This window comes from Paraburkholderia sp. (assembly GCF_004298475.1).
GTDB classification, from domain to species: domain Bacteria; phylum Pseudomonadota; class Gammaproteobacteria; order Burkholderiales; family Burkholderiaceae; genus Paraburkholderia; species Paraburkholderia denitrificans.
The window spans coordinates 109,804-123,222 of sequence record NZ_SCRP01000002.1; the positions used below are offsets into that span (position 1 = coordinate 109,804).

A 13,419-nucleotide genomic window follows, 5' to 3' on the forward strand; every position below is an offset into this window, starting at 1 on the left:
GTCTGATTCAATCTGATCGTTCCGGAGTTTTCGAAGATGCGGCGTGGTGTGTTGTACGGCGTTCTCGCCGGTGCATTGTGGGGAACCGTGTTCGTCGTGCCCCGCCAGCTGGCCGATTTCTCGCCGCTGCTCCTGAGCGCGGGCCGCTACGTCATGTACGGCCTCGTCTCCCTCGCCGCGCTCGTGCCCATGCTGCGCCGCGTGTGGCCGCGCCTCACGCGCGAGGACCTCGTCGCGCTCGTCAAGCTCGCGCTGATGGGCAACCTGCTCTATTACCTCTTTCTCGCAAACGCGATCCACATGGTCGGCATCGCGCCTGCTTCGCTGATCGTCGGCGTGCTGCCGGTCACCGTAACCCTGCTCGGCCGGCGCGATCACGGCGCGGTGCCGCTTGCGCGCCTCGTCTGGCCGCTCGCGATGATCGCGGCGGGCATCGTCTGCATCAACGTCGACGTGTTCACAGCAGGCGCCAGCGACGGTCTTCACGCCAGCACGCTCACGAAGATCACGGGCCTCGGCTGTGCGGTCGGCGCACTGGTCTGCTGGACGTGGTTTGCCGTCGAAAACGCCCGTTACCTGCATCGCAACGCGCATTTCAGCGGCAACGAGTGGTCGGTGCTGTGGGGCGTGGTGACGGGCGCGCTCGGCGCGCTGCTGTGGCTCGCGATTCTCGCCATGCCGTCGGGCACGGTGCAGGAGGCCGTGTCGCCCTCGCGCTGGACGTCGTTCTGGCAACTGAACCTCGTCCTCGCGATCGGCGCGTCGTGGCTCGGCAACGGGCTCTGGAACGCCGCCGCCAAACGGCTGCCGCTCACGCTCTCGGGGCAGATGATCGTCTTCGAGACGCTGTTCGCCCTGCTCTACGGCTTCATCTACGACCACCGTCTGCCTCGCGGGCTCGAAATCGCGGCCATCGTGCTGCTCGTCGCGGGCGTGAGCTGGTCGGTGCGGCAGCATGCGGGCGGACCGGAGGAAACCGCGCACGGCGACGGCATCGTCCCCGCCGTTGGTCACCACGACGAGGGCCACAGCGAACGGCACGGGAACGCGGCGTAACGGCGCAACCATGCGCGGATGCCAAGCAGAACGGACCGCAACTACGCTCGCGCCGTTGCGGTCCGTTCTGTTCATATATTTGCGCGGATTTTCGCGGATTCAGCGCTTCAGCGTGAATCCTTGTGCAGCCACTTGCGCCCTTCCACGGAGCCCGCCTTGCGGGTTTTGTCGACGCGGCGCTGCCGCGCGGCCTTCGGATCGACGATCAGCGGACGATAAATCTCGACGCGGTCGTGGTCGGCGAGCGTGGCGTCGAGCGGCTTGAGCTTGCCGTAGATCCCCACCTTGAGCGTCGCGAGGTCGATCTCCGGATGGCGCGCGGCGATGCCGCTCGCGTCGATGGCCTGCTGGACGGTCGCGCCGGACGGCAACTCGACCGCGATGAGCGTCTGCGCGTCAGGCAGCGCATAGCAGACGTCGACGGTGATTTTCGCGCTCATGGCTTGCCGTAGCGCTGGTCGGCGCGCTTCACGAAGGTGTCGACGAAGGTGTTCGCGATGTGATGGAACACCGGCCCGATGATCTTCTCGAGGATGACGTTAGCAAACTCGTAATGCAGCGCGAACTCGATCTTGCAGGCGTCCGCGCGCAGCGGCGTGAAGCGCCAGTAGCCCGTGAACTTGCGAAACGGCCCGTCGGCGAAGTTCATGTCGATGCGCTCGGGGCGCTTTTGCGTATTGCGCGTGGCGAAATGCTGCTTGATGCCCTTGAAATTAATATGAATCTTCGCCTCCATACCGTTCTCGTCCCGCTGGTGGACTTCGACGCCACCGCACCACGGCAGGAAATTGGGGTAATCGTCGACATCGGTGACGAGGTCGAACATCTGTTCCGCCGAATGGCGAATCAGCACGGTTTTCTGGACATCTGCCATAGATTGCGCAACGCGTGGCGAGGGTTATAAAAGCGTATCGGGCTTTCGTGGGCCCGCTTTGCTAAAATCGTGATTTTAAACGAGTTGGGCCTTTTCCATTTCCTCATGAGCATCATCGACAACAGAAAGGCGTTCTTCGATTACTTCATCGAAGAGCGCTACGAGGCGGGACTCGTGCTCGAAGGATGGGAGATCAAGTCGCTGCGCGCGGGGCGCGGCCAGATCAAGGAAGGTTACGTCGTGATCAAGGACGGCGAACTGTTTCTGATCGGCACGCATATCAGCCCGCTGCCCGAGGCGTCCACGCACATCAACCCCGACCCGGTCCGCACCCGCAAGCTGCTGCTGCATCGCGAAGAGATCGACAAGCTGATCGGCAAGGTCGAGCAGCGCGGCTACACGCTCGTGCCGCTGAACTTCCACTACAAGGGCGGCCGCGTGAAGTGCGAAATCGGCCTCGCGAAGGGCAAGAAGCTGCACGACAAGCGCGAAACCGAGAAAAAGCGCGACTGGGAACGCGAAAAAGCGCGTCTCATGCGCACGCCGACCTGAGCGGCCGGGCGCTTCCGGAACCGCGCCCTGCAACGCGAACGGGCCGCTTTTGCGGCCCGTTTTCAGTTTACCGGCGCTTTGCAATGCTCAGGCGCCGTTCAAGTGACCTTCAGGCGCCCTTCACCTGCTGCTCGCGTACGCCCGCACGATTCACGATCGTCATCGCCGAAGCGATCATCGTGCTCAGATCGCTCATGTCGCCTGGCACGATGAGCGTGTTGCCCTGTTTCGCGAGATTCGAGAACGCCGTGACATACTGTTCGGCCACCTTGAGATTGACCGCGTCCATGCCGCCCTGCGCCTGGATCGACGCACCGATCTTCTGGATCGCCTGTGCATTCGCTTCCGCCACGGCGAGAATCGCGGCCGCCTGACCCTGCGCCTGGTTGATCGCGGCCTGCTTCTCGCCCTCCGACTTCTGGATCGCGGCTTCACGCGCACCCGACGCGAGGTTGATCTGCTCCTGCTTGCGACCTTCCGACGCAGCGATCAGCGCGCGCTTTTCGCGCTCGGCGGTGATCTGCGCCTGCATCGCGTGAAGAATTTCCTTCGGCGGCGTGAGGTCCTTGATCTCGTAGCGAAGCACCTTTACGCCCCAGTTCGATGCGGCCTCGTCGAGCGCCGACACCACGCTGTGGTTGATGAAGTCGCGCTCCTCGAAGGTCTTGTCGAGTTCGAGGCGGCCGATCACGGAGCGCAGCGTGGTCTGCGAAAGCTGGGTGATGGCGAAGACATAGTTGCTCGATCCGTACGACGCTTTCATCGGATCGGTCACCTGGAAGTACAGCACGCCGTCCACCTGCAACTGCGTGTTGTCGCGCGTGATGCAGACCTGGCTTGGCACATCGAGCGGAATTTCCTTGAGCACGTGCTTGTACGCCACACGATCGACGAACGGCAGCACGATCGAAAGGCCCGGCGTGAGCGTCGCGTGATAGCGGCCAAGCCGCTCGACGACCCACGCGTGTTGCTGCGGCACGATCTTGACGGTCTGCGCAACCACCACGATGACGATCACGAGCAGAATCAGGCCGACGACTGGAACTTGCATTGATGATCTCCTTATCCTTCGATAAATGCGATGGACTGCGAATGAAACGGTACGGCGCTTCACGTCAGGCACGACGGCTCATGCGTGCCGCGCGCCTTTGAGTTCCTCGCCCCGCCGCGCGGCGACGATCAGGCAGCTGCCGCGCACGGACTTGATTTCATAGAGACGCGCATCTTCGGGCTCGCCGGGCGCGAGTTCGATGTCCCATTCGGCGCCGCGATACATGGCGCGCGCGCGGCGGTCCTGCCAGCCGGTCACGGTCACCGGTTCGCCGATGTCGAGATTCACGCCCGGATCGCTCGACGCGTCCGCCCTGCGCTTGCGCCGCCCGAAGCGCGAGCGCCGCAGCACGATCATGGCGGTCAGCGCGACGGCAGCCGCAATGCCCAGTTGCAGATCGAGCGGCGCACCCAGCCCGTAGGCGAGCACACCGGCGAAGAAGCCGAGCGCGATCATCAGCAGGTAGAACGTGCCCGTCATCAATTCGGCAACGATCAGCACGCCCGCGCCGACCCACCAGAACAAACCATGTGGACCCACTTCAGCCTCCCAAAGTAAAACACCCCGGCATGACCGGGGTGTTATAGCACGAAGCTGACACTTTTTTCCGTACGGCGAGAAACCCGCACGGAGCAGCATCACATTTCGCGCGGGACGCGACGTGCGGTGATGACTCGATCGTTACTTCGCCTGCGCCTTGGCGAGCGCCTGCCACGTATCGATGACCGTGTCGGGGTTCAGCGACATCGAAGCAATGCCTTCCCTGGCGAGCCATTCGGCGAAGTCCGGGTGATCGGACGGGCCCTGGCCGCAGATGCCGACATACTTGTTCAGGCGCAGGCACGTTTCAATCGCGCGCCTGAGCATGAACTTGACGGCCGCATCGCGCTCGTCGAAGTCGGCAGCGAGCAGTTCCATGCCCGAATCGCGGTCAAGACCCAGCGTGAGCTGCGTCAGATCGTTCGAGCCGATCGAGAAACCATCGAAGAACTGCAGGAACTCTTCGGCGAGGATCGCGTTCGACGGCACTTCGCACATCATGATGAGGCGCAGGCCATTGACGCCGCGCTTCAGGCCGAACTTATCGAGCAGGCCGATCACGCGCTCCGCCTGCTTGGGCGTGCGCACGAACGGCACCATGATTTCGACGTTCGAGAGGCCCATCTCTTCACGCACGCGCTTGAGCGCGAGGCACTCCATCTCGAACGCCTGCGCGAAGTCCTCGGCGATGTAACGCGAGGCGCCGCGGAAGCCGAGCATCGGATTTTCTTCGTCCGGCTCGTAGCGCGAGCCGCCGATCAGCTTCTTGTACTCGTTGGACTTGAAGTCCGACAGACGCACGATCACGGGCTTCGGATAGAACGCCGCCGCGATCGTGGCGATGCCTTCGGTCAGCTTGTCGACGTAGAACGCACGCGGCGACGCATGGCCGCGCGCAACGCTTTCCACGGCCTTTTTCAGGTCGGCATCGACATTCGGGTACTCGAGGATCGCCTTCGGGTGCACGCCGATGTTGTTGTTGATGATGAACTCGAGACGCGCAAGGCCCACGCCGGCGTTCGGCAGTTGCGAAAAGTCGAACGCGAGCTGCGGGTTGCCGACGTTCATCATGATCTTCACGGGAATCGCCGGAAGCTCGCCGCGGCGCACTTCGCTGACTTCCGTTTCGAGCAGGCCGTCGTAGATGCGTCCTTCGTCGCCTTCGGCGCACGACACGGTCACGAGCGCGCCATCCTTGAGCGTGTCGGTCGCGTCACCGCAACCCACGACCGCCGGCACGCCCAGTTCACGCGCGATGATCGCTGCGTGGCAGGTCCGGCCGCCGCGGTTCGTGACGATCGCCGCTGCGCGCTTCATCACCGGCTCCCAGTTCGGGTCGGTCATGTCGGCGACCAGCACGTCGCCGGGCAGCACGCGTTCCATTTCGGACGGATCGTGAATCACCTTCACGCGGCCCGCACCGATCTTCTGGCCGATCGCGCGGCCCGTGGTGAGCACCTGCGACTGGCCCTTGAGCTTGAAGCGCTGCTCGACCTTTCCCGCGGCCTGGCTCTTCACGGTTTCCGGGCGCGCCTGGAGGATGAAGATCTTGCCGTCGCGGCCGTCCTTGCCCCACTCGATGTCCATCGGACGCTGGTAGTGCTTCTCGATGATGACGGCGTACTTCGCCAGCTCGATCACGTCTTCATCGGTGATCGAGAAGCGGTTGCGCATTTCGTGGGAGACGTCGACGGTCTTCACGCGGCCCGGCTCGCCCGGCTGCGTGAATTCCATCTTGATGAGCTTCGAGCCGATCGAGCGGCGGATGATCGGGGCCTTGCCCTGCGCGAGCGTGGTCTTGAAGACGTAGAACTCGTCCGGATTCACCGCACCCTGCACGACGGTCTCGCCGAGGCCGTAGCTCGACGTGATGAACACGGCGTCCTTGAAGCCCGATTCCGTGTCGAGCGTGAACATGACGCCCGCGGCGCCGACGTCCGAACGGACCATGCGCTGCACGCCAGCCGACAGCGCGACTTCGGCGTGGGTAAAGCCCTTGTGGACGCGATAGGAGATGGCGCGGTCGTTGTAGAGCGACGCGAACACGTGCTTGAGGCGGTCGAGCACGTCCTCGATGCCCACGACGTTCAGGTAGCTTTCCTGCTGGCCGGCGAACGATGCGTCGGGCAGGTCTTCCGCCGTCGCCGAGGAACGCACGGCAAACGACAGCTCAGCCGGCGAACCGTTCTGGAGCTTTTCGAAACCGGCGCGGATGTCCGCTTCGAGTTGCGGCTGCAGCGGCGCGTCGACGATCCATTGACGGATATCCTTGCCCGCTTCGGCCAGCGCCTTGACGTCGTCGACGTCGAGCGAAGCCAGACGCGCAGCGATCCGCTCGGTCAGGTTGTTGTGTTTCAGAAAGTCGCGGAACGCGAGCGCGGTGGTCGCGAAGCCCGTGGGCACGCGCACGCCGGCCTCGGCCAACTGGCTGATCATCTCGCCGAGCGAGGCGTTCTTGCCGCCCACGATCTCGACATCAGTCATCCGCAACTGCTCGAAAGGCACTACATATGCCTGGTCCTTAGCAACGGTGTTAGTCATACAAGCCCCTAAGTGTGAAAAAAATTCACGATTGCGCAAGTGGGCTCGAACACGGGGCGCTCATTGGAAGCGGATCCGCGTCTTGCGCAACCTGTTGGAGAAGCAATCGCCCGGGCTGCCGCAGCCCGGATTCGCAGTCCGAATCCAGCAGCAGGAAAGCAGGGATATGCATGCGATTACGCGAAGTTAGACGGAATCGCTGCAAGTTGACACCAGAATCAGCCACATTGGCTGCGGTTTGGCGTGGTTGTGCTGCAATTGCTTATCCAACAGGTTGCCGCTATTCTACCGTGCCGACATCCGAAAATGTGCCAGTCGGTCCGAATCGCGCCCCGGAATATTCCGACAGACGCGACCCGGGTGTTCCGTCCGTCTCCCAGTTGTCCAATCGCAACGTACGTACCCTGCTTCAGTCAATGCCGCCCACCGTATTCATCGTCTCCGACGGTACCGGAATCACCGCCGAAACCTTCGCGCATTCCATCCTGTCCCAGTTCGACCAGAAATTCCGTCTCGTGCGCGTTCCGTTCGTCGACTCGACGGACAAGGCTTACGCGACCGCCGAAAAAATCAACGAAGCCGCCGTTCACGAAGGCCGCCGTCCGATCGTGTTCACGACGCTCGTGGACAGCAATTCGAACGAGATCGTCAAGCGTGCGAACGGACTCGTGCTGGACATGTTCCAGACCTTCGTCGAGCCGCTGGAGCAGGAACTGGAGCTGAAGTCGAGCCACGCGATGGGCCGCGGCCACCAGAATGCCGACACGGACGAATACAAGAACCGCATCGAGGCGATCAACTTCTCGCTCGCGCATGACGACGGTCAGTCGAACCGCAATCTCGCGGACGCCGACGTGATCCTCGTGGGCGTGTCGCGCAGCGGCAAGACGCCGACGAGCCTCTATCTCGCCATGCAGTACGGCGTGAAGGCGGCGAACTATCCGCTGATTCCGGAAGACTTCGAGCGCGGCAAGCTGCCGACGGCACTGCTCTCGCATCGTCAGAAGATCTTCGGGCTGTCGATCGACCCGCATCGCCTCGCCGAGATCCGCAACGAGCGGCGCCCGGGCAGCAAGTACGCAGCGCCCGAGAATTGCCGTTTCGAGGTGAACGAAGCGGAAGCGATGATGCGGCGTGAAGGGATCAAGTGGCTCTCGTCGACGCACAAGTCGATCGAGGAGATCGCGACGACGATCCTGCAGGAAGTCCGGCTCGACAAGCCGGCTTACTGATACGCGGCAACAGGCTGCAGCCGGCCCGGGTGGCCGGCTGGAATGGCCGGACCCGGCGTCAGCGCGCGCGGCGCTGCTGGCGGCATTGCTCGAAGAGGCAAACGGCCGCGGCTGCCGCGACATTCAGCGATTCCATGCCGCCCGGCTGCGGAATCGTCACGCGATGCGCAGCCGCATCGCGCCAGACCTGCGACACGCCCGCCCCTTCGTTGCCGAACACCCAGGCGACCCGCCCCGTGAGATCGCATTCGTCGATGGCCTGCGCGCCGTGCGAATCCGTGATGACGACGGGTACGCCCAGCATGTCGGCCAGCGTGCCGGGCTCGACGTCCTCGAATACTTCCAGCAGGAAATGCGCGCCCATCGCCGAGCGCAGCACCTTCGACGACCACGCGTAGGCCGTGCCCGGCGTACAGAACACCTTGTCGATCCCCGCCGCCGCCGCGCTGCGCAGGATCGAGCCGACGTTGCCCGCATCCTGCACGCCATCGAGCACCACGCAGGTCGACAGCACGCGCTGCGGCAAGATGGCCTCGGGCGTGTCGACGAGGAGCAGCATCCCCACGCCGTGCACGACGTTCGAAAGCTGGCCGAACAGCGCATCGGGCAGCGTGATCACGCGCCGGTCGTCGACGCGCGCAACAATTGCACGCGCCTCTTCGTGCGCGAGCGCACCGTCGGTGACGACGCAATATTCCGGCTGACCGCCGCCGTCGAGCCAGGCACTCGCCAGATGGAAACCTTCGAGCAGAGCCTGGCCGCTCTTGCGCTGTTGATGCGTCGAGCCAGCCAGCGCTTTCAGATGCTTGTAGAGCGGATTGTCGCGTGACGTAATGGCTTTCACGTTCGGGCCTGGCGATCTGAATAAAAGGAATTCGGGAAAAGAAAAACGCGCCGCGCGATGCGGCGCTCAGAGCACACGCGCGGCCACATCAAACCGGCGCGAAAGCGTCGTCGAGCGGATCGGCGGATCGACTCGCGGCCACCGTGCGGGTCGCCGCGACGCCATGCAGCGCATAAGCCTCGCGCACCGGCGCAAACGAGCGGCGATGATGCTCGCAAGGACCGTGCTTGCGCAACGCGGCGAGATGTTGCGGCGTGCCGTAACCCGCGTGCACGTCGAATCCATACGCCGGATACGACGCGTGCAATTCCACCAGCATGCGGTCACGCGTGACCTTCGCAATGATCGACGCCGCCGAAATGCTCGGCACCAGCGCATCGCCGCCAACGACAGCTTCGCTGCGCACAGGCAGCACCGGACAGCGGTTGCCGTCGATCTTCGCGAGCGTCGGCGTCACGCTGAGCCCCACGACCGCACGCCGCATCGCGAGCATCGTCGCCTGCAGGATATTGAGCGTGTCAATCTCTTCGACCGTCGCCGACGCGACGCACCACGCGAGCGAGCGCTCGACGATGAGATCGTAAAGCGCGTCGCGGGTCCTGGCTGTCAGCACTTTCGAGTCGTCGAGCCCGGCGATCGGCCGGGCCGGATCGAGAATCACCGCTGCCGCGACGACAGGTCCGGCGAGCGGACCGCGTCCGGCCTCGTCCACGCCGCAGACGATGTCGTCGGGCGAATCGAACAGCAACCCAGCCTGTTGCGCCTGCGCCAGACGCATTGCGCGCTTTGCCGCCGCCGACGATTGCGCTTTCGGTGCAGCCTTTGTTGCGCCTTTCGTTGCAGCTTTTGCAGCAACTTTCGCAGCCCCCTTGGCCGCCGGCTTGCGCGCCCGCCCGGTCGCGTCGTCCATCATGAGCGCCCTCTGCGGCGCTCAACGATTTCCGCCACAACCTGGGCAGCGCGCTGCGACGTGTTCCGGCGCAGCGCCAGATGCATCTCGGTGAAAATTTCCGTGAGCGTGCGCCGGTTCGCCTCGTCGCGCAGCTGTGTGAGCGTGGCGTCGGCGAGCGCCTCGGGCGTCGCGAAGTGCTGGAGGATCTCGGGGACGACGAAACGGCCCGCCAGAATATTCGGCAGGCCCACGTACGGCAGATAACCCTGGCGGCGCATGATCTCCCCGGTAAGCCAGGGCACCCTGTACGAGATCACCATCGGCTTTTTCAGCAGCGCCGCTTCGAGCGTCACGGTGCCGCTCTTCACGAGGATCGCATCGGCAGCCGTCATCGCAAGCTGCGACTGGCCGTCGATGATCGTCAACGCAAGGTTGTTGCGCGTGCTCGCGAGTTCCTGCAGTTGCGCATGGATCGCCGGCGTCGCTGCCGGCATCACAAAGCGCAGACCCGGTTCGCGCTGCTGCATGAGCGCAATGGCGTCGAAGAAGGTCGGGCCGATCAGGTTGATTTCGGAGCGCCGGCTGCCCGGCAGCACGGCGATCACCGGCCCGCTCTCGGGCAGGCCCAGCGCGCGGCGCGCGCCTGCCACGTCCGGTTCGAGCGGAATCTCGTCGGCGAGCGGATGGCCCACGTACGACGCTGAAACGCCCGCCTTTTCGAGTATCGCCGTCTCGAACGGAAATACGCACAGCATGTGATCCACCGACTTCTGGATCTTCTTGATGCGTCCGCCGCGCCACGCCCAGATCGACGGGCACACGAAGTGAATCGTGGGAATGCCCGCCGCGCGCACCGCGTGCTCGAGGCCGAAGTTGAAGTCGGGGGCATCGACGCCGATAAACGCGTCGGGGGGATAGGCGAGCAACTGGTGCTTCAGCTCGCCGCGAATGCGCAGAATTTCGGGGATGTGCCTGAGCGCCTCGACGTAGCCGCGCACCGTGAGCTTTTCCATCGGCCAGTGCGCGTCGAAACCGGCAGCCGACATGCGCGGCCCGCCGATTCCGTAGTACTGCGTCGAATCAGGCAAGCGTTCCGTGAGGCCGGCGAGCAGCGAGGCCGCCAGCAGATCGCCGGACGGTTCGCCGGCGACCATCGCAACACGCAGGGGACGGGCTTGCAGGACCATTGGCTAGCGGATGATGCCGCGTTGCGACTGCTCGACGAACGCGATCAGCGCCTTGACGTGGACATCGCCGTCGCCGCCCGCCTCCGCCAGTTCCGCGAGCTGGACCTTCGCCTCTTCGAGCGACAGGCCGTTCTTGTAGAGCGTGCGATAAGCCGAGCGCAGCGCCGAAATCGCATCGGGCGAGAAGCCGCGGCGGCGCAGGCCTTCGACGTTGACGCCATGCGGCACGGCCTTGTTGCCCGCGGCGACCACGAACGGCGGCACGTCCTGCACGAGCGCCGATGCGCCGCCCACCATCGAATGCGCGCCGATGCGCACGAACTGGTGCACGCCGGTCATGCCGCCGACGATCGCGTAGTCGTCCACGATCACGTGGCCCGCGAGCTGCGCGTTGCTCGACATGATCACGTTGCTGCCGAGGCGGCAGTCGTGGCCTACGTGCACGTAGGCCATGATCCAGTTGTCGTCGCCGACGATCGTGACGCCGGTGTCCTGCACCGTGCCCGTATGCACCGTCGTGTATTCGCGGATCGTATTGCGGTTGCCGATCACGAGCTTCGTCGGCTCGCCCTTGTACTTCATGTCCTGCGGGCGGCCGCCAATCGCCGCAAAGTGGCCGAAGCGGTTGTCCTCGCCGATCGTCGTATGACCTTCGATCACGGTATGCGACCCGACGATCGTGCGAGCACCGATGCTCACGTTCGCGCCCACGACCGCGTACGCTCCGATCTCGACCGATTCGTCAACTTGCGCACCGGGTTCGACAATCGCGGTGGGATGGATCCTGCTCATTCGTCTTTGCTTCCGATTCTGTTATCTGCCGGCGCATCACGCGACGCGCGACGGCACCCCGCGGTGCGCGTTATTGCACGTCCGCATCCATTTTTTTCACGGTGCACATGAGCTCTGCTTCGCACGCGACGACACCGTCCACTTCGGCTTGCGCCTTGAACTTCCAGATGCCGCGCATGTAGCGCTCGAACGTGGCGTTCAGGATCAGCTGGTCGCCCGGCTCGACCACGCGCTTGAAGCGCGCGCCGTCGATGCCGACGAAGTAGTACAGCGTGTTCGCGAAATCCTGCTGCTGTTCGGAGAACGTCAGCAGCGCGGCCGTCTGCGCGAGCGCTTCGAGGATCATCACGCCGGGCATGACCGGGCGCGTGGGGAAATGGCCCGTGAAATACGGCTCGTTGACCGTCACATTCTTCAACGCCTTGATGCTCTTGTGCGGCTCGAGCTCGATGACCCGGTCGACCATCAGGAACGGGTAGCGATGCGGCAGCAGCGTGAAAATCTTGTGGATGTCGAAGTTGAGTTTTTCGATGTTCATGGTATTTCTGCTCACGCTGGAATTGCGCGAAGATGACTGCGAATGCCGATGCCGGTGGCCTGGCGCTGACGCGCAGTATGCGCCAGCCCCGCGGATCGCGGCATGCGGATCTGCCCGGAGCGCGGTCCGGCACGCAAAAAACCGGCGCCTGACGAAAGACGCCGGTCGTGTTGTACCCCTGCTTGTACCCCTGGTTTTACCCGTAAGGCACCGCGCCCGGGTTACCTGTCGTTACGCGTTACGCGTCGCCTTGCGGCTTCGCGGGAAGCGCTGCCTCGAGCGCCCGGATACGATTGCGCAACTTGTCGATGTTGCGCAGCAGCGCGGCGCTCTTGTTCCAGTCGGCGTTGTCGACCGCCGGGAAGGCGCTCGTGTACACACCGGCCTTCGTCAGCGACTTCGAAACCCCCGATTTCGCCGTGACGACCACGTAGTCGGCGAGCGTCACGTGCCCGGCAATACCCACCGCGCCGCCAATCATGCAATGCCTGCCGATCGTCGTGCTGCCGGCAATGCCGACACAGCCTGCGATCACCGTATACGCGCCGATCTTGCAGTTATGGCCGATCTGCACGAGGTTATCGATCTTCACACATTCTTCGATAATCGTATCGGCCATTGCACCGCGATCGATCGTCGTATTGGCCCCGATCTCGACATCCGGGCCGATCGACACGCCGCCGACCTGCGGAATCTTGACCCAGCTGCCCGTGCGCGCTTCGCCCTCGCCCGTGAAATCGGGCGCAAATCCGAAACCATCCGAGCCGATCACCGCGCCTGCGTGCACGATCGCGCGCTCGCCGATGCGGCAGCCGTGATAGATGGTGACGCCCGGGTAAAGATGCGAACCTGCGCCGATCCGCGTGCCGCGCCCGACGAACACGTTCGCGTCAAGACGCACATGCTCGCCGATTACGACGCCCGCCTCGACCGTCACGTTCGGGCCGATCACCGCACTCGCAGCGATCTGTGCCGAAGCGTCGACGCTGGCGCCCGGATGAACGCCGGGTTGAACCTTCGGCGCGGCGAGGTCGATGAACGCCTGCGCGACGCGCGCGAAGTAAGCATACGGATTGGGTGTGACGATGAAGTTGCGGCCGTCGCGCGAAGCAAGCTTCTCGAGGTCGCCCGGGCTGATGAGCACTGCTCCCGCGCGCGTCGTCTCGACCTGCGCCAGATACTTCGGATTGGCGAGGAATGCCAGCTGCTGCGGACCGGCCTGATCGAGCGGCGCGAGCGAGCCGACGCGTTGCGCGGCGTTGCCGACCACCTGGCCGCCGAAACGCCCGGTGAGTTCCTCAAGCGTAAAAGCCATACGTG

Annotated in this window: 14 protein-coding genes; 3 read left to right on the forward strand and 11 right to left on the reverse strand. The window is 64.1% G+C overall.

Annotation, left to right across the window (positions count from 1 at the left end):
• Positions 1-36: 36 nt before the first annotated feature.
• A complete protein-coding gene (locus EPN59_RS00645) occupies positions 37-1,056 on the forward strand; it encodes a DMT family transporter (protein ID WP_293035510.1) in 1,020 nt (339 codons plus the stop codon).
• 107 nt (positions 1,057-1,163) lie between these two features.
• Here EPN59_RS00645 and EPN59_RS00650 read toward each other — a convergent pair whose 3' ends face one another.
• Together EPN59_RS00650 and EPN59_RS00655 are read right to left on the reverse strand one after the other, a co-directional pair.
• Positions 1,164-1,496, reverse strand: coding sequence for an RnfH family protein (locus EPN59_RS00650; RefSeq protein ID WP_293035511.1), 333 nt, complete (start codon positions 1,494-1,496; stop codon positions 1,164-1,166).
• Positions 1,493-1,930: a type II toxin-antitoxin system RatA family toxin gene (locus EPN59_RS00655; RefSeq protein WP_293035512.1), complete on the reverse strand. Its 438-nt coding sequence runs from the start codon at positions 1,928-1,930 to the stop codon at positions 1,493-1,495. Before EPN59_RS00655 ends, EPN59_RS00650 begins: the two co-directional genes overlap by 4 nt.
• A 105-nt stretch (positions 1,931-2,035) precedes the next feature.
• On the opposite strand from EPN59_RS00655, the gene smpB reads away from it, so the two are divergent.
• Complete coding sequence (gene smpB / locus EPN59_RS00660) at positions 2,036-2,482, forward strand: SsrA-binding protein SmpB (protein ID WP_293035513.1); 447 nt, start codon at positions 2,036-2,038, stop codon at positions 2,480-2,482.
• Positions 2,483-2,591: 109 nt separating this feature from the next.
• Here the strand turns inward: smpB and EPN59_RS00665 are convergent, their stop codons facing one another.
• The 3 genes from EPN59_RS00665 to ppsA form a co-directional block, all read right to left on the reverse strand.
• Positions 2,592-3,533: a stomatin-like protein gene (locus EPN59_RS00665; protein WP_293035514.1), complete on the reverse strand. Its 942-nt coding sequence runs from the start codon at positions 3,531-3,533 to the stop codon at positions 2,592-2,594.
• 78 nt (positions 3,534-3,611) lie between these two features.
• Positions 3,612-4,073 (reverse strand): NfeD family protein, encoded by a 462-nt coding sequence (locus EPN59_RS00670; RefSeq protein WP_293045343.1) that lies wholly within the window; start codon positions 4,071-4,073, stop codon positions 3,612-3,614.
• 141 nt (positions 4,074-4,214) lie between these two features.
• Positions 4,215-6,614, reverse strand: a complete 2,400-nt coding sequence (gene ppsA, locus EPN59_RS00675; protein WP_293045345.1) for a phosphoenolpyruvate synthase — start codon at positions 6,612-6,614, stop codon at positions 4,215-4,217.
• Between the two features lie 416 nt (positions 6,615-7,030).
• Here ppsA and EPN59_RS00680 point away from each other — a divergent pair, with 416 nt between their 5' ends.
• Positions 7,031-7,846 (forward strand): pyruvate, water dikinase regulatory protein, encoded by an 816-nt coding sequence (locus tag EPN59_RS00680; protein ID WP_293039201.1) that lies wholly within the window; start codon positions 7,031-7,033, stop codon positions 7,844-7,846.
• Between the two features lie 58 nt (positions 7,847-7,904).
• Here EPN59_RS00680 and EPN59_RS00685 read toward each other — a convergent pair whose 3' ends face one another.
• The 6 genes from EPN59_RS00685 to lpxD all read right to left on the reverse strand — a co-directional run bounded on the left by EPN59_RS00685 (position 7,905) and on the right by lpxD (position 13,414).
• Positions 7,905-8,690 carry an RNA methyltransferase gene (locus tag EPN59_RS00685; RefSeq protein ID WP_293045347.1) on the reverse strand — a complete coding sequence of 262 codons (786 nt, stop codon included), beginning with the start codon at positions 8,688-8,690 and terminating at the stop codon, positions 7,905-7,907.
• 88 nt (positions 8,691-8,778) lie between these two features.
• Complete coding sequence (rnhB, locus tag EPN59_RS00690; protein WP_293036873.1) at positions 8,779-9,468, reverse strand: ribonuclease HII; 690 nt, start codon at positions 9,466-9,468, stop codon at positions 8,779-8,781.
• Positions 9,469-9,599: 131 nt separating this feature from the next.
• Positions 9,600-10,769 (reverse strand): lipid-A-disaccharide synthase, encoded by a 1,170-nt coding sequence (lpxB, locus tag EPN59_RS00695; RefSeq protein WP_293036875.1) that lies wholly within the window; start codon positions 10,767-10,769, stop codon positions 9,600-9,602.
• Between the two features lie 3 nt (positions 10,770-10,772).
• Positions 10,773-11,561, reverse strand: coding sequence for an acyl-ACP--UDP-N-acetylglucosamine O-acyltransferase (gene lpxA, locus EPN59_RS00700; RefSeq protein ID WP_293036877.1), 789 nt, complete (start codon positions 11,559-11,561; stop codon positions 10,773-10,775).
• Between the two features lie 70 nt (positions 11,562-11,631).
• Entirely contained in the window at positions 11,632-12,099 is a 468-nt protein-coding gene (fabZ, locus tag EPN59_RS00705; protein ID WP_293036879.1) for a 3-hydroxyacyl-ACP dehydratase FabZ, read from the reverse strand.
• Between the two features lie 238 nt (positions 12,100-12,337).
• Positions 12,338-13,414, reverse strand: a complete 1,077-nt coding sequence (gene lpxD / locus EPN59_RS00710) for a UDP-3-O-(3-hydroxymyristoyl)glucosamine N-acyltransferase (RefSeq protein WP_293036881.1) — start codon at positions 13,412-13,414, stop codon at positions 12,338-12,340.
• Positions 13,415-13,419 lie beyond the last annotated feature (5 nt).